Raw genomic sequence first — 18,646 nt, 5'->3', positions numbered from 1 at the left:
AAAGACAACAATCTTAGGATTTTAAAGATTGTTAGATGCACATTTCAGACTTGTACATAAACAAGTTGATTATGTCTAATATTTCTGAAGAAAATATCTGTTTGTAATAATTTTTTCAAACGAATAATTACATACGTGGAAACAGACAAAATGATTCAGGCTGATCGGTTTGCCCAACTTATACTCGATATGAGTACTCTACTGCTATCATCAGGGGCACATTGCGGACGTATCAACCGTAATGTACAACGCTTTGCTGATACTTGGCATTTTAAAACCGATCTATTTATTTCTTTCACCGGAATTTCTGTTACGGTTGTTGACATGAACAATCGTGAAAACAAAGCAACTATCAATCGTCAAGCTACTACGCACGGTGTGCATTATGGCATTCTCACCGAAATAAGCTTATTATCATGGAAAGCTTATGATGAAAAGATGTCAATAGATGAAGTTGAAAAACAGCTTTCGGATATTCATCATACTCCACGACACAATAAATGGCTTATCCGTATCGGCATAGGATTTGCCTGTGCATCGCTATGTATATTGGCAGGTGGCGACTGGATAAACGGCTCTATTGCTTTTGTTGCTGCTACAGTGGGGTTAATTGTAAGGCAACAGGTAATCGGCTGGAAATTTAATGCTATGATAGCCATTTTGTTGTCGGCTTTTGTCACAACAATGATATCGGGAATGGATATGCTGTATCACATCGGACAATCTCCCGAAAAAACGATTGCAACTTCTGTTTTGTTTTTAATTCCCGGTGTTCCACTCATTAATTCGGTTATAGATCTTTTCGAAGGATATCTGCCTACCGCATTGGCACGTGGAGCATTTGGTGGCTTTGTACTGCTTTGCATTGCAGTAGGCATGTCTCTCAGCATATCATTAATAGGGGTAAGTAATTTTTAAAACTAAATCAGCATGACCAATTTTATATTTTCGATGTTCAAAGATATTGCTTTTGCGTATCTGGTAGCTGTTGGGTTTGCCTTGCTCTTCGAAACACCTAAGCGGGTAGTATATGTAGCAGGTCTGCTAGGCGGAATAGGACATTGCATCCGCTTCATACTTCTTTATTTCGATTTCGGGTTAGTATCCTCTACTCTTGCCGGATGTATATTTATTGGCATTGCAGGTATATACTGTGCTCATAAAGTGCATACTCCACCTGTGGTGTTTACGATGCCGGCATGTATTACCATGATTCCCGGATTGTATGCTTACCGAACAATGATGGGATGGATCAGAATTTATACAGATGGTTTATCAACTCAAGAACCGCATATTTTGCAGGAAACGGCATATAATTTTATACTCACTTCCTCCCTATTATTTTCGCTGGCAATAGGGATCTGCGTGGGAGCACTATTCTTCAGGAAAAAGAGTGCTAAAGAAATTAAACTCGGAAAAACACTATCGATTAAATCCGAATAATTACATAGATAGTTTCTAATTATAGTATTTTGTATAGAAAGCCCTGAGCAGTGATTGTTCGGGGCTTTTCCTTTAAATAAGAATAAAACCGAAAAGTTTATATCCGAAATGAAAGGTAAACTCTCGATTTTTTTATTATTTTTGTTTCAGATTTTGGTGGCATCAATCCATTTTACGGATATATGCTGAAAAGAGAATCAGGTGAAATTCCTGAACAGACCCGCTGCTGTAAGCTCTACAACAGTCTTTGAACAAATCTCACACCACTGTTTCGATTCAAGAAATGGGAAGGATGTTCGACAGACAGAGTAAGTCAGAAGACCTGCCAAAATAAATATTCGTTAGAAGCTTTCGAGGAATAAAGCTGAAGACGCACAACAAGACAGATATACATTTTCAGGATTAAACAAATCTCCATAGCTTCTATCAAGCTATAAGTAATGCTATATCTAAGTCAGAAAAGCGTTTACATAGATCCTCTAATTGAATAATCGGAATAATAACATTCCGATAAGATTCTGTTAGTTACAAAATATTGGAATATTCTGAAAGATATTCCGCTGTGGTGTTTTAGTATTTGGAAAGCCCTAAGCAGTGATGCTTGGGGCTTTTCATATATACAAGATACTGCCAAACAGAAATAATCTGAGCAATACTTCCTCAGAGCAGTTAGTTATAATATTAAAAACCAATGTTTGTAAATTTACAAGAAAACACCTCTAACCCTATAAATGAGTCAAGAGGTGTTTTCTAAAGTAATCGAATGCTCGTAAAAAGTCCACAATCTTCACAGACTATGGACTCATCTTATTCTTCGTCCTTTTTAACCTAGTAATAAAAAGGCGTTAGTGTAGATATAACATACAAGTGATACAATTGTTTTTAAATCACGCAAAAAAAGAGCAAAAGAATAGGTTAAAATTGATATAAACAGAAAAAATCTACAATTAAACACAGACTTTTCATTCTCTATATTCTTAATTATCTGAAAGGTGCAATCTCTCCAGTTAAACAGAATGTAAAAAGAGGACTGAAACCTTAATTGTAATTTTTCCAATAAATAACAGATGTTTTATTTGCGTTTAACCCGGGATACCCCTGTAATGTCCACCTTACATTCGCCTCATCGCCTGTTGGCAAATGGGAGATTTTAAAAACTACTTTATCTCCGGCTGTAAAATTAGCACCCAAAGTGGCAGTGGCTGTAATAGGTACACCTGTTGAATAAACGGGTAAATCTAATTCTACCACATCTTTGGGAGTATATACATTAGTTACCGGATTATAAGTCATACACCATAAATAATAGATACCCACAAAGACATTATTGGTTGTATTGGATGTACGCCCGTACATTCTGAACGAGAAATTATATCCGCCGGTTTCTGTAATATCTATAGGACCACCAAAATTCATTAATATTGTGTTCTCAGGTTGAATAGCACTTGCAGTAACCGTAGTAACCGAGGCTTGCAGATCACGATATGTCAAAAGCATATTTGAGAAGCCTGAATTGTATAGGTAACACCATTTTATTCCATCATGAAAATACAAACCGGGTATAACCATATTGCTGCCTGTGGTGCTAGCTGTGTTATATACTATCATACCCGCCACAGGTGAAGGAACAGTTATATTATCGGAGGTAGAAGTAAGGGCTACCCTGTTAGGTAAAAATGCAGATTGTGCACTGCCTAATTCGAGCTGAGCGCCTGTAGCTACATCGGGTAATTTACCCAGGGCTATTTTTAAATGTCCGCCCGATTGAGTCGCAATCCAATCATTGATAACTATATTATCTCCTTTACCATCTATATGAAATAGGTTTTGGGGAGTTTCGGTAAAAACACCTATCTGGGCATAGTTCATCGAAAAAGAAGACAAGAAACTGAACAATGCCAGTATATATATATTTTTCATAAATTACTTTGTTATGCGTTAATAGTACGGTCTAAAAATCAGTTTCTCCAATAAACCAATGAGGTTTTATCGGCTCTTAGTCCGGGGTGAGATATGAGAGTGATAGCAGGAGCTCCCGATGGTGTTGCTAATCTTAACGTAATCTGATCGCCCACAGCTAAAACAGGCGACATTAATACCAGAGTATATGTAACAACCGCTCCATTATAACTGAAGGGAATAATAACTTCCTGAAAGTCGATTAAGGTTGTGCCGTTTTTCACCAAATACAAATACCCTATTCCACGCTGATAAACACTACCTGCATACGAAGTAGTTCCATACAATCGGATCGAAAAAGTATATGTTCCCGTAGTGCCTATAGTGATATTACCCACAGGCAGAACAGTGGCACTTGCCCATTGTGATTGGGCTGAAGCAGAAGCCACAGAAGCCGATTTTGTATGAGATTGCAAATCGAGCAGATAAATTCCTTGTGATGATTGTGGATCAATATCTGAAATACGCCACCATATACCGTCACTCATATAAAATAACCCGGGAATAACGTTGTCCGGATATGTTCCGGCTGTATTTGTATTATAAGCCAGCATTCCATCCTTTGGATTGGGTATTGTAGTCTTGTCTTGAACCGACGTAAGTTTTACCCTATTGATAAGAAATGCCTTATTGGCAGAGGCTAATTCGATCTGTGCAGAAGATGAAACCGAAACCGCTTTACCAATATTCCAAACTGTTTGATTATAGTTATTGGTACTTATTTCGAATTGGTTGGCCGAATTAATAATAAATTGAGTACGTGTGGCATCTCTGTTTATCATAACTTGTGCATGGATGAGCCAACTGCTGAAACAGAATATTGTAAAAAGAAATATTTTCATTATAAATGGTCTTTAAGTAGTAGTGTTTGGTAAATAATAGAGTATTATACTTTCCAATAGCTGGTATAAGTATATGTTTTATTCAGTTTTCCGGTTGTATGTGAGAGCGTAGCCCCCACACGTATTTGAATCTGATCGCCTGCATAAGCAGTACACCCCAATACGATACTTGCCGTTATGCGGTTGGTTCCTCTATATATAGGTGTATTGAGTTCAGCCACATCAACTTTAGAGAAAGCTGTTTCTCCGGCTGCTTTCTTATATATAAATAAATATATCTGAGGCCTCAGTATCGAGTTTGAGGCATTGCCTCCTAACTCTGTTCCCGAAGTAGCCGTCATATCCAGATTTAAAGAAAAAGCATAGCCCCCATCTTCTTTTATTGTTATGTTTCCAAAATCAAGAGTTGATGTCTCTAAAGCCGATGCAGCATTTGCGGCTTGTAATACCAAGTCGGTTTTCAATAGTATTTTCTCCCTTAGCCCGGTATAGCTGTTTGTCTGCATTCTGAGCCATTTAGTACCATTATAGACATAAATACCGGGAATTGTATTGTCTGGAAACACTCCCCGTCGTCCTGTATTATATACAATCATTCCTTGAACAGGATTTGGTACTGTTGTTTTATCTGTAACCGAGGTCAATTCGACTCTGTTGGGTAAGAAACCTTGATTCGGGTCATTCATCGATAAAGAAGCATTTACTGAGGGAGTAGCTCCTAATGCTACGCTTACGCCTCCCTTTCCGTCATTTGCTACTATAAAATCATCCAAAAGCCCTACACTCCCTGCGGTGTTCGAAAGGGGATCTATATGAAAAATACCTTGAGGACTTTTCGTATTTATGCCGACTTGAGCCTGAACCAAAAATGAAGATAAACCCCATATCCATAATAACTTGTTTCTCAATCCGATTCTCTTTTTCATCTCTATGTTTATATTATTAGTGTTTAGTTTAATAAATTCTTAGTTTAGCCTGCATACACAAGGCTTATGAGGCAATTTGCGGTAAAGATTGTTTCTCACCCTTGGTTTACTTCTGATGTGTTGATGATTTTTTACGAAAAAAGGCAGTAACATGTAATCACTACATGCCACTGCCGGACACAGTTGTTCCATAAGCAAACGAATCATTCGTGCCGACTTTGAACGACAACAAAAAAACAAATTAGCTACACGAAAGTGTTTGCCAAAACAACTATTAATATAATTATCGGGGAAATACTCTAAAACAAAAACTCTAGAGTCACAAATACACAATAATAAAAAAAGACGGAAAAATCCGCCTAAAATATTTTTATTACCAGCACGGTTGCTAGTTATCTCTCTCTCTCTCTCTCTCTCTCTCTCTCTCTCTCTCTCTCTCTCTCTCTAACATTTCAGTGCACACCACAAAATCTAAACCGTTAAAATTTAAATAATTACAAGTAGATATGTTTGTTAATTTTGTTGTCATTATCACTGTAAATAGTTATTTTACAGAGGCAAAGTTAAAAATTTATTCCTATCATGCAATATAAAATAAGATTAAAACAATCTCGACCAGACTATAACGATTTAATCAATATATATTCTTGATATGTATTTGAATTAAATAAAAACTCATCTAATTTTTGAATATCGAACATCAAAAAATATCAGAAAACAGCATTCTCTTTTTAGGCGATGAGATTAAAAGTATTTTTTATTCATTTTATTGTAAGATTTCAGGCAATTTTCTTTGAGCGAATAAGTATTTAGTTAAATTTGCGATAAGTATTCGTTATATAATCTCATTAAGTAAAAGCATAAATCTATTAATCTTTGATACTAGTACAATTCAATAAATTCTTCTGCCTAAATAAGTAAATCTAAATATTCAACAGCACTAAAAAAACGACTAAACGTATGAAAAAGTTAAGGATGATATGTCTTGTTTCAACTTTTTTACTTGGGCTACCTATGCTTCATGCCCAAAAGAAAAACACACAAGTTGAACTCGAGGTGCAACAGCCGACCACAGGTCTGGATAAATCTCTGAAACGAAAAGTAGCTATTGCTAGATTTTCGAATGAAACATTGTATGGAAAAGGTATTTTCTATGATCGTGACCATGATCCTATGGCAAAACAAGCCTTGGATATTCTCTCCAACAAACTGGCATCTACCGGTAAGTTTATACTTCTCGAACGTTCTGATTTGGATAAGATACTCGACGAAAATGATAATAGCAACAGCAGGTTTAAAGGAACTGGTGCCGACTATATTATTGTAGGGTCTATCACCGAATTTGGAAGAAAAAACATTGGCGACGCTAATCTTATCTCGCGAACCAAAACGCAGATTGCAGAAGCTGCTGTCAGCCTTCGTTTAATAGATGTTTCGACAGGACAGATCATATATTCGGAAGAAGCAAAAGGGGAAGCCGAACTTAAGAGCAAATCGACATTGGGTGTAGGTGCTTCTGCCGACTTCGACATATCACTTAGCGATAAAGCTATATCGGCGGCTATCTCAAAACTTGTCGAAAATGTGATTAACAATTGTATGGATAGACCCTGGAGGGCTTATTTCTTAACCGTAGACGATGGCAATCTGTTTGTAACAGGAGGCAAAAGTCAAGGGTTAGCCATCGGACAGGAGTTTATTGTAAAAGAAAAAGGCAAAGTAGTCAAAAATCCACAGACAGGATTAAATATGGAGCTACCGGGTAAAGAAGCCGGCAGAATAAAAATAACCTTTACCGGTGGAGATAATCCCGAATCGGAATTCTCAATCGTTGAATTTATTCAAGGAGAAATAGATCATAGCAAATTAGAAAATTATTACATAGAGGAGATAAAAATATGAAAACACACATCTGGTTATTGGCACTTCTGGTATTGGTACTGGGTGCATGTTCGGTAGGAAGAACAACCGAATCGAGAGGTCTCGAAAATCAAGCTTACCTTCAGTTTGTAAGAGGTAACACCGATAAGTATTCGGATGGAGTAGATGTGTATATTGATGATGCACAACCATTCAGAGCTAAAGTTGACAAGGTAGACTCACGTACGGTAAAAGGAAATACCTATGTAATAAAAAGCGGCAAACGTCACCTCAAAGTGGAGCACAACGGCACTGTATTGTACGAAAAAGACATTATAGTAACCACTCAGGAAACACGCAAAGTACAATTACCTTAAACTAAACAACTAAATAAATACACCAACCGAACTATGAGAAAGTTAATTATTCCCATAATTGCACTTGCGTGCTTATGTATGGCAGTCAGCTGCACATCGTCCCAGAAAACATTATACACTTGGGGCGATTACCAGAACGAGTCGTATGATTACATGAAAAACGGAACAGATAAGAGCTTAGATGATTTATTGAGGGCATACGAAAACATCATCAATAACCAGAAGGGTACCAGACAAACTGTACCTCCCGGTGTATGTGCCGATTATGGTTACTTTCTGGTAATGAAAGGACAGAAAGAAAAAGGCTTGGAAATGATGAAAAAAGAAATAGCCTTATATCCTGAATCATCTGTATTTGTTACTCGAATCATTAATAAGCTTGAAAAATGAAAAACATAAGAACAACTTTCTTCGCACTTTTAGCGACCATCTTTTTATTTTCGTGCGGAACAACTAAACCAACTCACTCCAAAGAAGAGATGTATGGTGCATTATACAGCAATCATCCGGCCAGTATTGCCATCATGCCTCCTATCAATAAAACAAATAATGTTGAAGCTAAAGAATTCTTTTATCTGACTTTATCTCAACCGTTAAGCGAACAAGGATATTATGTACTCCCTCCATTCTTAACGATGGAAATGTTTAAAACAGAAAGCGCCTACGATGCCGAACAATTTATAAACGGACCGCTAGGCAAGTTTAAAGATGTGCTTGGTGCAGATGCTGTATTATTTACAACGATCCATAAATGGGAAAAGAAAGCGGGATTGGCCAATACAGTCAATGTTGAAGTTGAATATTCTTTAAGGTCTACTCAAAACAACGAAGAATTATTTTACCGCAAGGGAAACATCATATACGATGCATCTATCAGCTCTTCGGGAGCCGGTTTGATGGGAGCCTTAGTTAGTATGGCTGCATCTGCAATCAATACAGCAGCAACCAACCATATCAAAGTAGCGCGGGCTTGTAATAATTTCATTTTATCCGATACTCCTGCGGGAACATACAGCCCCAATTTCGGGCAAGATAAATTGTCTTTAGCCGGTGAAAAAGAATTTACTCAAACGATTAAATAACAGATAAATTTACCGATAAAAGGATACCCCCTCTATTCATTACTGAATGGAGGGGGTACTTATTCATTTGAAAGCCGATGCAAATTCGGTTGTAGGCTTAATTTCACTATAGATGTACAGTGTATTACCTAAAGGATCGAGTATGGCAAAAGACCTGTCGCCCCAAGGATTATCAGCCAGAGGTCTTACTGCTTTCAGCCCCTCGCTTGTAATCAATCGCTGATATTCTTCGTCTACATTCTTAACACTAAAGTTTAGCGTAACTCCTTTCTCTTCGAAGAGTGGCTCACCGCTTTGTGGAGCCATAAAAGAAAGGGTAAACTGCTTTTTATCACCAAATGCTACAACTGAATACCATTCATAATCGAATGTAACAACAGCACCCATATACTTCACATAAAACTCTTTACACTCTGTTGCCTTAGTTGTATGAAAACACACAGACAAATCTTTTATATCCATTTCTGCTTATTATTAGTTAAGAAGCAAAGTTATGGGTTCTTTAAATCATAGTATTGTAAAAATCGGACACTATTACTCAAGTCAATTTTAGAAGGAGTGATACCTGTATACCTCTTAAACTCTTTTATAAAATGTGCCTGATCGAAATATCCTTGATAATTGGCTGGATCTCCTTTTATTAAATCGAGATTATTGCTGAAACGGATTATGTTTGCATAATCTTTTGTTCCTATTCCGAGCAGGTCTGTTACTTTTCGCTGCATTTGCCGTGTACTCAAGCCAATCGAATCCGAAATGGTTTGTACCGATATTATCCCCTGATAACGATCAATTAAGTGAAAGAGTGCGGTTAATCGTTTATCTTGTTTATGCTTATTAAAGTGTAATTTCAATAAAAATTGAGAATTGAGATAATCAAAAACCGTATTCTCTGAAACATTCAGACTATCATTCAAAGCGTTTTTATTCAGATGCCAGTCGGATAAATCCACAGAAGCCGACCCATCCAACAAATCGCTGATAGTCATATCTAACAGTACCGATAAAGCCAGTGGTTTAAACCGAATACCGATAACATTCCATTTATTGCGCTGTACAGTTGTGAGTTTACTCCAGATACCAACCAAAGTAGTATCTGAGATACAATTATTCTGCAATGAGATAATCATATCGAAATAGCCATCCGGTATTATGTCAAAAGGTTGGATTGTACCTTCACCAAACTCAAAAGACCAATATGTTTTTATGTAATCCTGCAATAACGGATGGGGCAAATACTCGCGATATGTAACAAAGGGCTGTTGCATATGGTCAATTTAGATTCATCAAAAGAATCAGTATCAAACAGAAAAATCGAATCTGTCTTGCTTTGTTTTTTCGTATATCTTACGATCAAATAAATATAACATGGCAGGTTTGTGGCTGACATTCTCCTGACGTTTTCCTGACGGAATCAGGTATTTCATATTAGAAATCTTACGTCTGAAATTACGTTTATCAAAATTGGTATCCAATATTATTTCATAGAGAGTCTGCAATTCGGTCAGTGTAAAGAGTTCGGGCAATAACTCAAATAAGATCGGATTATTTAATAAATCCTCGCGTAACCTCATCAATGCAGCATCCAGTATGTCCTTATGGTCATAAATCAGCTCCTTTACTTCCGACACCTTATGCCAACGAGCTACGTTATAAAGGTGCGAAGCATCTATATCGGAGATATTAACCAACGAATAGTAAGCAACGGTTACCACCCTGTTGTCTCCTACCCCTTGTTCTTTTTTCCATTTGTAATCACGATCACGCAACTTCAAACGGTTAACATCGCTAAATACACTTAGTTGCTTCAAATAGACATCTTCGGTAATACCACTCTGTTCACGCAATATACGAACAGCCGTTTCTTCGGTCGTTTCATCTCTCAGCACATGGTTTCCGGGAAGCTTCCATTCTTCATAAATGCGTCCTCTATAATTAATAAACTCCTGACGGAGCAATACTCTCAAAGCATTTCTCTCATAGCCAAACACAACACAATCAACGGATATGTTCTTAAGAATATTAGATGCACTCATTAGGAAGTGTATATATAGTTATAGGAATAATAGATACTTATTGCCGGACTTTATAATCATAATAGTCTCCAGTTATTATACTTGTCATAGCAATAAAAGGTCTTACACCTTAATTTAGACAAAATTAAACTTTTTTTTGTACCCACCATCTTTTTATGTCAAAAAACATATCGTGTTCCTGAAACACTAACAAAACACATAAAATACACTTAGCTTAGTGTATATTTAACAACTAAAATTCGTTTTTTTCAGAAATTATTATTCACCTTTGTACAGAAACCTAAACATTGTTTAACCAAAATACCATAGCGCAATGATTACTAAATATTTAAGTAATACATATACCGTTTCAGCTCTACTATCTTCCTTTTACATCCGTTTATCGGCTTCTAAAAATCATTAATCAGATTAATTGAACAATCTAAAACAATATTTAGACCGTATGGATTGTTGTTCGATTACGGTTTGAAAACAAATCTCAGCTATAAATTAAGTATTAAATGGCAATTTAAATCTTGGAATCTATGAACAGTAAGAAAAAAATGAGACTAATGAAGTCTTGGCAAAAAACTTGCCTGGCAATAATGTTGCTCTTGCTTCCGGCACTTGCCTTTGCACAATCCGTTCAGGTAACGGGTAATGTGAAGGATCAGGCGGGAGAGGCAATTATTGGTGCTACAATTGTTGTAAAAGGCAATACCGCTACAGGTACTGTTACCGATTTTGACGGTAATTACTCAATATCCGTACCGGGTAATGCTACTCTTGTATTCAGTTATTTAGGAATGGAAACAGCTGAAGTGGCTGTTAACGGACAAAAAACAATCGATGTTACATTAAAAGACGACAGCAAATCGCTGGATGAGGTTGTAGTAGTAGGTTATGGTACTATGCGAAAAAAAGACCTTACAACGGCTGTAGCCAGCGTATCTTCGAAAGAATGGGCCGACCGCCCTGTTATTTCGGCACAACAAGCTCTGCAAGGTAAAGCAGCCGGTGTACAGGTAATTCAACCTTCGGGAAAACCGGGTGCAGGCCTTACCGTACGTGTACGTGGTACTACATCTTTAAATGCAGGTAATGACCCTCTTTATGTTGTTGACGGTATACCAACCAATGATATTACAAATATATCGCCAACCGATATCGAAAGTTTACAGATCTTAAAAGATGCTTCTTCGGCAGCTATATATGGTGCACGTGCAGCTAATGGTGTGGTTTTGATCACAACTAAACAAGGCTCTGCCGGAAGATCGGAAGTAAGCGTATCGATGTTTGCCGGATTTTCGAATGTGGCAAAAACGATCAAAACTTTAAATACAACCCAATACTATGATTTGTTGGACGAGATATATGGTGTGGGTTATTCTGACAGAACGAAAAACACTTACACCAATTGGAGTGACGAAATGTATAGTACAGGTGTAAAACAAAACTACCAAGTATCTTTATCAGGTGGTACAGATAAGGTTAATTATTTTATTTCGGGAGGTTATCAGGACGAAAGCGGTATTATTAAACCTGCATCGTACAGCCGATATTCATTCAGAAGTAACACCAGTGCACAGACTAAAGAATGGTTAAAAGTAACATCAAATGTGAGTTTTGCTAAAACCTCACGCCGTGATGTAGCTGATAATGCTAACTCGGGACGTGGCGGGGTTATCATGTCAATATTGAATACTCCTCCATTTATGACAAAATGGGATCCGACTGAACCGGGCTGGTATTACAGAAACCCATATCAAGGATCGTGGGAAAACCCATATGCTCAAGCTGATACTTACGATCAGAACTCCGACTACCGCTTTATGGGTAATGTGGGGTTAGACTTTACAATCACTAAAGACTTACACTTCAAGCCCAGCTTTGCTCTTGATTATACAGCTCATAAATGGGATAAATTTATTGATCCTGTAAAAACCAACTATGGGCGAAATTCCAATGGACGTGGCGAACATGCTGATGACGAATATTCTACATGGTTGAGTGAAAATATTATTACTTACGATAAAAAATTTGATGGCAAGCACAATCTATCTTTATTAGGTGGTGGTACTTTCCAAAAATACAATCATAGCAATACATACATGTCTGTTGAAGATTTTGTGAAAGGTGCAAACTTCGAGACCATGACTTTGAATATGGCAAACAAGATCAACAGTGCTACTACTTCGAAAGATGCCAATACATTAGCATCATTCCTTGGACGTGTACAGTATGATTACGAAAGTCGCTATTTATTTACAGCCAATATTCGTGCCGATGGATCTTCAAAACTAGCTCCGGGTAACCGTTGGGGATACTTCCCTTCTGTATCGGGAGGATGGAGATTTTCTAGTGAAGAGTTTTTCATGCCCTTAACCAATGTTGTAAACGATGCTAAATTAAGATTGGCATGGGGACAAAACGGTAACCAGAATGGTATTGGAAATTACGACTATTTTCAAAAATACGATATCAGCAGAACTGAGCAAACTTCAGGTGCTGCACCAACAGGTCCGAATATCAATGTAGGAAGATATGGAAACCGCAACTTGAAGTGGGAAACTACTACACAGTTTAACCTTGGGTTAGATCTTAGTTTATTTGATTCCAGATTAACCGCTGAATTTGATGTGTATCACAAGAAAACAACCGACTTATTACTTTACATCACATTACCATCTACAGTAGGACGCGATCTACCTATGAGAAATGACGGTGAGATGATTAACAAAGGTTTTGAGTTCAACCTTACAGGTCATATTCTGACAGGAACTGTTACTTGGGATGCTTCTGCGAATATGTCTTTCAACAAGAACAGATTATCAAAACTAGGTTTAACTCCCGAATATACTACTGCTAAAATAGAAAGTAACAACTCGGATGTTATCATTATGAGAGAAGGACTTCCTTTGGGCAGTTTCTACGGATATATTTCTGATGGCGTTGATCCCGAAACCGGAGATATCAAATACAGAGATTTAAACAACAATGGAATTACCGGTAGTGCCGACCCTAACGACAGAACAGTTATAGGTAATGCTCAACCCGATTTCACATATGGTTTTACCAACAACGTAAGCTGGAAAAACTTCACTTTGTCTGCATTCATACAGGGATCATACGGAAATGACATCTACAATGCTACAAGAATAGATTCTGAAGGTATGTTTGACCAAAAGAACCAAACAACTACTGTTCTGAACCGCTGGATGCGTCCGGGTATGGTTACAGATGTACCCAGAGCTGTATCGGGAAGTGAGAATATATTGAATTCATCTCGATTTGTTGAAGACGGATCGTATATCCGCTTGAAAGCTCTTACTCTGTCTTACAGTTTCGAGAAAAAATGGCTTCAACCCATGGGTATATCTGCTCTTAGCATCTATGGAACGGCAGACAACCTTGTTACTCTTACAAAATATAGAGGCTATGATCCTGAATTGAGTTGGAATGGCTCCAGTGCTGCTCAACTGGGCATCGATATGGGAACATTCCCGCAAACTCGCTCTTTCATATTCGGACTTAATCTAACATTCTAAATCGAACAATCATGAAATACAATATAAAATACCTGTTCTGTGTTTCGCTTGCCAGTTTAGCTCTTGTATCTTGCAACGACTTTCTGGATGAGAAACCGTCTTCGGAGCTTACCGATGGAAATTTAGGCATTGATAATAACAATACTGATTCTTTAAAATATACGACAGCTGCTCAGGCCGAGCAATTAGTGGCAGGAGCTTACAACGACTTCGGTTCTGAATTCTGGCAGTTGGACTGGTACATCATGAATGATGCACAAGCAGATAACGCCTATGCCGGTGAACCAAATGATCAACGCATGCAAATCGATGAGTTTAGAATAACTCCTACCAATCAGAACGTAAGCCGAGATTGGGCATATCTATACAAACATATTGCAAAGACAAATGCAATATTGACATGGGTACCTCGTATTACCGACTCGGCATTGAGCGATCAACGCCGCAAAGAAATTCTTGGTGAAGCTTCCGTAATGCGTGCCTTATGTTATTTCAATCTGGTAAGAATATACGACCATGTGCCTCTTATCACCGAAGATATTCCTGAAATTACAACAGAGAATATAGATCAGATATATCCGTTGTTATACCCTGCTCAAACATCTAAAGACTCGGTATATACTCAAATTCTAAAAGATTTGGATTATGCTATTGCTAATGTACCTGACTATTCAGGAGATAATAAATTTAAAATTACAAAAGCGGTAACCAATCTTATACTTGCGCAGGTATATGCTACTAAAGATGGAGTTGACAATACCGATTGGGCTAAAGTAAAACAATATGCCGAAGCCGTAGTTAACGACAGCCGTTACGGACTACTGGACAATTTTGATGATTTGTTTACAATCGGAGAAACAGCTCCCGACAAAGTATTACCAAGTGTAGACTTGAAGTATGAGAACTCTAAAGAATCGTTATTCGAAGTAAACTATACATCATGGAGTGCTTTAGGTAACTGGGGTGCACAAATGTTTTACGGTGTGGACTGGAAGAAATTCAACACACCGAGTCAGGATCTTTACAAAGCATTTAACAACGAAGGCGATGTTGTTCGACGTGATGCTTCTATCCGTTTTGGCGATGTTACCGGACTTTGGGCTGATAAATACTGGCCATCGAATGCTTATCCGTTCTGTAACAAATTGAGAAGTCAGGAAAAAGGAAATATTATTCTTTTCCGTCTGCCCGAAGCTATTCTTCTATTGGCTGATGCTGAAAACGAACTGGGCAATACCTCTAAAGCAAAAGAACTACTGAACCGTGTACGTACTCGTGCTCAATTGCCCAATACAACTGCTAATTCGAAAGACGATATTCGCTTGGCTATTGAAAAAGAGAACCGTCTGGAGTTTGCTTTCGAAGGAAAACGTTTCTTTGATCTGAAACGCCGTGGACGTTTTATTCAAGTAATGAGGGCTTGTGGCGATCATCAAAAAGAGTACGCAACCAGATTAAATGACAACAGATTGTTATGGCCTATTCCTCAAAGTGAAATGGATCAAAACGTAAATCTGATTCAAAATAAGGGCTATTAACCAATAAAGCAGTAAACAAGTTGACTAGTAAACGTGTATATCTGTCGACAAAGCTTGACAACCCGTCTACTAGTTCGCTTGCCAGCTAATAAAAACGTATTACAATGAAAAGAATAAACATAAATATATTGCTAGGGGTACTTGCCTTATTCATGCTTGTGTCATGCGAAGAAAAGGATGAGCGCACGGTATATCCCCATTCAACACCCGTTATCGAGTCTGTAGCGATCAATCCTACCAGCTTTGTATACGGCGATTCAGTAACCATTACAGCAAAGGTATCTGACCCCGTAACGCCTCTTTCGACACTAGAAATGAGAATGGTAGTAAACGACAAAGTAGTAGCCTCTCAAAAACTAAGAACAGTAGGCAACAGCACCGAAGTATCTGCTAAATTTAAGGTTGCTTATATCAGTGAGCTTCCCAATGATGCAGACGTTGAGGTTTCTGTCAACCTTATAAATGTTGAAGGAGATGTTACATCGACTTCTGTCAAAGGAATAAAAGGACACAGAACATATTACAAAGAACTGTATCTGGTATTGGATAATGGTAATGTAATCACATTGACTCCCGAAGGTGCCAAATCTGACAAGTATAATTCGCCTGAGGTAGATTTGAAAAACAGCATCCGTTATAAAATAGCAGAGAAAATAACTGCCGATAAACAAATCGATTTCTCAGGTGATGTATGGGGTTTCAAAGACGGAAGTATTCAACTGGTTGACGAAACGGGCGATTATATCAAAACAACCGAGAAGATGAAAAAATCGACTACTGGTATACTGTTCGATACATATGCATTTGCTACAACACTATCAGGACTTGATCTGGTAAATATATCGAGTCTCGATCTTGAAGCATTTGATGATCTAACAATAGCAGGCGAAACCTTCAAAGAAGGCAGTTTCTATATCGAAAAGAATAAAGAAATTACGCTTACAGGAGACCTGAAGAACGCTGTATTTAATCTTGATTATTTTGAGCGTATCGCCGATAACAAAGTGAAATTCCTTGGAGAAACAGGTCCTTGGGTACTAGATTACAGTGCTGCCCGCAAATATGTACTTGTACAGGATTTAGATTCCAACTATCCGAATGTACTTCTGGCTTGCGGCGAAGGCTTAGGCTATCCGTCTAAAGTGAAGATTGAAGCCACCAGTGGATGGGGATTTGATCAGATCAAACAATTTATCCTGTTCAAGAAAACAGCAGACAATGAGTATCAGGCAACCGTTTATTTCGATGCAACCAAAGCAAACTTCAAGTTCTTCGAAAACAAAGGTTGGGGTAATGAGAAAAAATCTGACGATTATACACTTCCTGCCATACTGATAAACAGTAAAACCAAAGGTGCTAATGATGGCAACTGGTATGCTGCTGAGAATGCAAAATCAGGAAACTATAAGATAACCATCAACTTATCCACAAAGGTTGTCACTGCAGTGGCGGTAACTCTTCCTTAACGGATATTGATATGTACTGAAATAGTATGCTCTGTCCTTTATTAATGAGGGACAGGGCATATATCACTTAAGGTCGCAGACTTTTTTGTTACTTAAAACAATAATTAATATGAAAAAATACCTCATCCTTTTCTCTTCTCTTTTACTAGGTTTGGCGTCATGTTCTTCTGACGACTCTAACGAACCAAGTACACCAACTCCCAAACCTGAAACCAAAGGAGTAGAGGTTTACTTGACTGTACGATCGAGCTCACAACGACTAACTAAACAACCGGATATCAGCTTCTCAAATGATGTTACAAATCTCACAATCAGATTAGATAGCACCGATGTTAAACAAGAAATAGAAGGTTTCGGAGGATCGCTTACAGGTTCGTCCGCCTACCTTATCAAAAACATGTCGGAAGCTGCAAGAACAAAACTGCTTAACGACTTATTTACAGAAAGCGGTATAGCTCTTAAGTATTTACGCTTGACTATCGGCTCTTCGGATTTTTCGATAGGTAATTATACGTATTGCGACGAAAGCGGTATCAATAACTTTGCAATACCGGCAGCAGATAAACGCGATTTGTTACCTGTATTAAAAGAAATTCTCGCTCTCAATAAAAACATCAAGCTAATGAGTACCCCTTGGAGTGCTCCTGCTTGGATGAAAAAAAATAAGCATCTTTATGGAGGCTCATTAATAGGAGAATCGGTATATAACGACTTTTCCGACTATTTTGTAAAATACATTCAAGCCTATAAAAACGAAGGTATCAATATTGATGCTATCAGCTTGCAAAACGAGCCACGGCACGAAATAGGTTCTTATCCAACCATGTATATGGAATGGAATGAACAGAATCAGATCATACGCGATTATCTGGGTCCTAAGTTTAAGCAAGCGGGAATTGCTACTAAAATTCTGATCTGGGATCATAATTTTGACGGGTACGATTATCCAAGTAAAATTCTGGATGACTCTAAAACCAAAGAATATGTAGGAGGTGCTGCATTTCATGGATACGGAGGTTCTCCTGCCGATCTTGACAATTTATTGCAATCGCATCCTGATGTTCCACTCTATTTTACCGAGCAATCGGGTGGCGGATGGAATACCGATGATGCTGTCGGCAATATGTTGTATTACATGAAAGAAATGTTGATGCCAACCATCAACAAGGGTTCGAGAAACTTTCTGATGTGGAATATAGCTCTCGATTCGGGCAATGGTCCTGTAACCACTACGGGTGGAGGCTGTCAGGATTGTAGAGGTATTGTTACCATCAAAGACAATAACACGTACACAGTAAACGAAGAGTATTATTTATTAGGGCATTTCTCGAAGTTTATCAAAGAAGGTGCACACAGAATAAAGTACACGGTTGTAGGCACACAGCCCACTAATATGCAAATATGCTCATTCCTGAACCCCGACGGTTCGAAGGTAGTAGTTGTGCTTAATCAAACGGGAGCCACTCAACAGTTTACAGTACGCACAGGTGACAGAAGGTTTACATATAGCTTATTCAATCAGTCGGTTGCATCTTTTATATATAAATAAGGTTTGAGACCTTTGTATTGCTTGAGTAAGTATAATCGCTC

At 37.9% G+C, this 18,646-nt stretch carries 16 protein-coding genes and 1 riboswitch; of the genes, 10 read left to right on the top strand and 6 right to left on the bottom strand.

Translation table 11 applies throughout. The features are described from left to right. Positions 1–135: 135 nt before the first annotated feature. Together G7050_RS11500 and G7050_RS11495 are read left to right on the top strand one after the other, a co-directional pair. Positions 136–918, top strand: coding sequence for a threonine/serine exporter ThrE family protein (locus G7050_RS11500; protein ID WP_255499116.1), 783 nt, complete (start codon positions 136–138; stop codon positions 916–918). Positions 919–930: 12 nt separating this feature from the next. After that, complete coding sequence (locus G7050_RS11495; RefSeq protein ID WP_166115499.1) at positions 931–1,443, top strand: threonine/serine exporter family protein; 513 nt, start codon at positions 931–933, stop codon at positions 1,441–1,443. A 137-nt stretch (positions 1,444–1,580) separates the two neighbouring features. Beyond that, positions 1,581–1,788, top strand: a riboswitch (cobalamin riboswitch). A gap of 693 nt (positions 1,789–2,481) precedes the next feature. Here the strand turns inward: G7050_RS11495 and G7050_RS11490 are convergent. The 3 genes from G7050_RS11490 to G7050_RS11480 are packed head-to-tail and all read right to left on the bottom strand — an operon-like array spanning position 2,482 to position 5,170. Next, positions 2,482–3,363, bottom strand: a complete 882-nt coding sequence (locus tag G7050_RS11490) for a hypothetical protein (protein WP_166115498.1) — start codon at positions 3,361–3,363, stop codon at positions 2,482–2,484. Between the two features lie 38 nt (positions 3,364–3,401). Continuing rightward, complete coding sequence (locus G7050_RS11485) at positions 3,402–4,244, bottom strand: hypothetical protein (RefSeq protein WP_166115497.1); 843 nt, start codon at positions 4,242–4,244, stop codon at positions 3,402–3,404. Between the two features lie 44 nt (positions 4,245–4,288). After that, positions 4,289–5,170 (bottom strand): hypothetical protein, encoded by an 882-nt coding sequence (locus G7050_RS11480; protein WP_166115496.1) that lies wholly within the window; start codon positions 5,168–5,170, stop codon positions 4,289–4,291. Positions 5,171–6,130: 960 nt separating this feature from the next. Between G7050_RS11480 and G7050_RS11475 the strand changes: the two genes are divergently transcribed. From G7050_RS11475 to G7050_RS11460, 4 genes are read left to right on the top strand one after another with little or no spacing between them, the layout of a single operon-like run. Continuing rightward, the gene (locus G7050_RS11475; protein WP_166115495.1) at positions 6,131–7,072 is read left to right on the top strand and encodes a CsgG/HfaB family protein; all 942 of its coding nucleotides are present in this window, start codon (positions 6,131–6,133) and stop codon (positions 7,070–7,072) included. Continuing rightward, a complete protein-coding gene (locus G7050_RS11470; protein ID WP_166115494.1) occupies positions 7,069–7,407 on the top strand; it encodes a hypothetical protein in 339 nt (112 codons plus the stop codon). The genes G7050_RS11475 and G7050_RS11470 overlap by 4 nt, the downstream gene beginning before the upstream one ends. Before the next feature lie 33 nt (positions 7,408–7,440). After that, complete coding sequence (locus G7050_RS11465) at positions 7,441–7,797, top strand: DUF4810 domain-containing protein (protein ID WP_166115493.1); 357 nt, start codon at positions 7,441–7,443, stop codon at positions 7,795–7,797. Then, on the top strand, positions 7,794–8,489 hold the full coding sequence (locus G7050_RS11460) for a GNA1162 family protein (RefSeq protein ID WP_166115491.1): 696 nt from the start codon (positions 7,794–7,796) through the stop codon (positions 8,487–8,489). Before G7050_RS11465 ends, G7050_RS11460 begins: the two co-directional genes overlap by 4 nt. A gap of 63 nt (positions 8,490–8,552) precedes the next feature. Here G7050_RS11460 and G7050_RS11455 read toward each other — a convergent pair whose 3' ends face one another. From G7050_RS11455 to G7050_RS11445, 3 genes are read right to left on the bottom strand one after another with little or no spacing between them, the layout of a single operon-like run. Beyond that, a complete protein-coding gene (locus tag G7050_RS11455) occupies positions 8,553–8,951 on the bottom strand; it encodes a VOC family protein (RefSeq protein WP_166115489.1) in 399 nt (132 codons plus the stop codon). A 29-nt stretch (positions 8,952–8,980) separates the two neighbouring features. After that, positions 8,981–9,757 (bottom strand): AraC family transcriptional regulator, encoded by a 777-nt coding sequence (locus tag G7050_RS11450; protein ID WP_166115487.1) that lies wholly within the window; start codon positions 9,755–9,757, stop codon positions 8,981–8,983. Between the two features lie 33 nt (positions 9,758–9,790). Further along, the gene (locus tag G7050_RS11445) at positions 9,791–10,525 is read right to left on the bottom strand and encodes an NUDIX domain-containing protein (protein WP_166115485.1); all 735 of its coding nucleotides are present in this window, start codon (positions 10,523–10,525) and stop codon (positions 9,791–9,793) included. A gap of 524 nt (positions 10,526–11,049) precedes the next feature. Between G7050_RS11445 and G7050_RS11440 the strand changes: the two genes are divergently transcribed. The 4 genes from G7050_RS11440 to G7050_RS11425 all read left to right on the top strand — a co-directional run bounded on the left by G7050_RS11440 (position 11,050) and on the right by G7050_RS11425 (position 18,605). Further along, the gene (locus tag G7050_RS11440) at positions 11,050–14,052 is read left to right on the top strand and encodes a TonB-dependent receptor (RefSeq protein ID WP_255499115.1); all 3,003 of its coding nucleotides are present in this window, start codon (positions 11,050–11,052) and stop codon (positions 14,050–14,052) included. An 11-nt stretch (positions 14,053–14,063) separates the two neighbouring features. Beyond that, the gene (locus G7050_RS11435) at positions 14,064–15,590 is read left to right on the top strand and encodes a RagB/SusD family nutrient uptake outer membrane protein (protein WP_166115483.1); all 1,527 of its coding nucleotides are present in this window, start codon (positions 14,064–14,066) and stop codon (positions 15,588–15,590) included. 104 nt (positions 15,591–15,694) lie between these two features. Then, positions 15,695–17,056: a DUF5016 domain-containing protein gene (locus G7050_RS11430; protein WP_166115481.1), complete on the top strand. Its 1,362-nt coding sequence runs from the start codon at positions 15,695–15,697 to the stop codon at positions 17,054–17,056. 109 nt (positions 17,057–17,165) lie between these two features. Then, positions 17,166–18,605: a glycoside hydrolase family 30 beta sandwich domain-containing protein gene (locus G7050_RS11425; RefSeq protein ID WP_166115479.1), complete on the top strand. Its 1,440-nt coding sequence runs from the start codon at positions 17,166–17,168 to the stop codon at positions 18,603–18,605. Positions 18,606–18,646 lie beyond the last annotated feature (41 nt).

This window comes from Dysgonomonas sp. HDW5A (assembly GCF_011299555.1).
Classification (GTDB): Bacteria; Bacteroidota; Bacteroidia; order Bacteroidales; family Dysgonomonadaceae; genus Dysgonomonas_A.
This window is presented reverse-complemented; position numbering and strand designations above follow the sequence as displayed.

What these genes read in the sequence shown, in the direction of transcription:
- G7050_RS11460 (WP_166115491.1), top strand. Translation starts at nt 7,794, where the DNA reads ATGAAAAACATAAGAACAACTTTCTTCGCACTTTTAGCGACCATCTTT.
- G7050_RS11445 (WP_166115485.1), bottom strand. Translation starts at nt 10,525, where the DNA reads ATGAGTGCATCTAATATTCTTAAGAACATATCCGTTGATTGTGTTGTG.
- G7050_RS11435 (WP_166115483.1), top strand. Translation starts at nt 14,064, where the DNA reads ATGAAATACAATATAAAATACCTGTTCTGTGTTTCGCTTGCCAGTTTA.
- G7050_RS11470 (WP_166115494.1), top strand. Translation starts at nt 7,069, where the DNA reads ATGAAAACACACATCTGGTTATTGGCACTTCTGGTATTGGTACTGGGT.
- G7050_RS11480 (WP_166115496.1), bottom strand. Translation starts at nt 5,170, where the DNA reads ATGAAAAAGAGAATCGGATTGAGAAACAAGTTATTATGGATATGGGGT.
- G7050_RS11430 (WP_166115481.1), top strand. Translation starts at nt 15,695, where the DNA reads ATGAAAAGAATAAACATAAATATATTGCTAGGGGTACTTGCCTTATTC.
- G7050_RS11495 (WP_166115499.1), top strand. Translation starts at nt 931, where the DNA reads ATGACCAATTTTATATTTTCGATGTTCAAAGATATTGCTTTTGCGTAT.
- G7050_RS11490 (WP_166115498.1), bottom strand. Translation starts at nt 3,363, where the DNA reads ATGAAAAATATATATATACTGGCATTGTTCAGTTTCTTGTCTTCTTTT.
- G7050_RS11455 (WP_166115489.1), bottom strand. Translation starts at nt 8,951, where the DNA reads ATGGATATAAAAGATTTGTCTGTGTGTTTTCATACAACTAAGGCAACA.
- G7050_RS11485 (WP_166115497.1), bottom strand. Translation starts at nt 4,244, where the DNA reads ATGAAAATATTTCTTTTTACAATATTCTGTTTCAGCAGTTGGCTCATC.
- G7050_RS11450 (WP_166115487.1), bottom strand. Translation starts at nt 9,757, where the DNA reads ATGCAACAGCCCTTTGTTACATATCGCGAGTATTTGCCCCATCCGTTA.
- G7050_RS11425 (WP_166115479.1), top strand. Translation starts at nt 17,166, where the DNA reads ATGAAAAAATACCTCATCCTTTTCTCTTCTCTTTTACTAGGTTTGGCG.
- G7050_RS11475 (WP_166115495.1), top strand. Translation starts at nt 6,131, where the DNA reads ATGAAAAAGTTAAGGATGATATGTCTTGTTTCAACTTTTTTACTTGGG.
- G7050_RS11440 (WP_255499115.1), top strand. Translation starts at nt 11,050, where the DNA reads ATGAACAGTAAGAAAAAAATGAGACTAATGAAGTCTTGGCAAAAAACT.
- G7050_RS11465 (WP_166115493.1), top strand. Translation starts at nt 7,441, where the DNA reads ATGAGAAAGTTAATTATTCCCATAATTGCACTTGCGTGCTTATGTATG.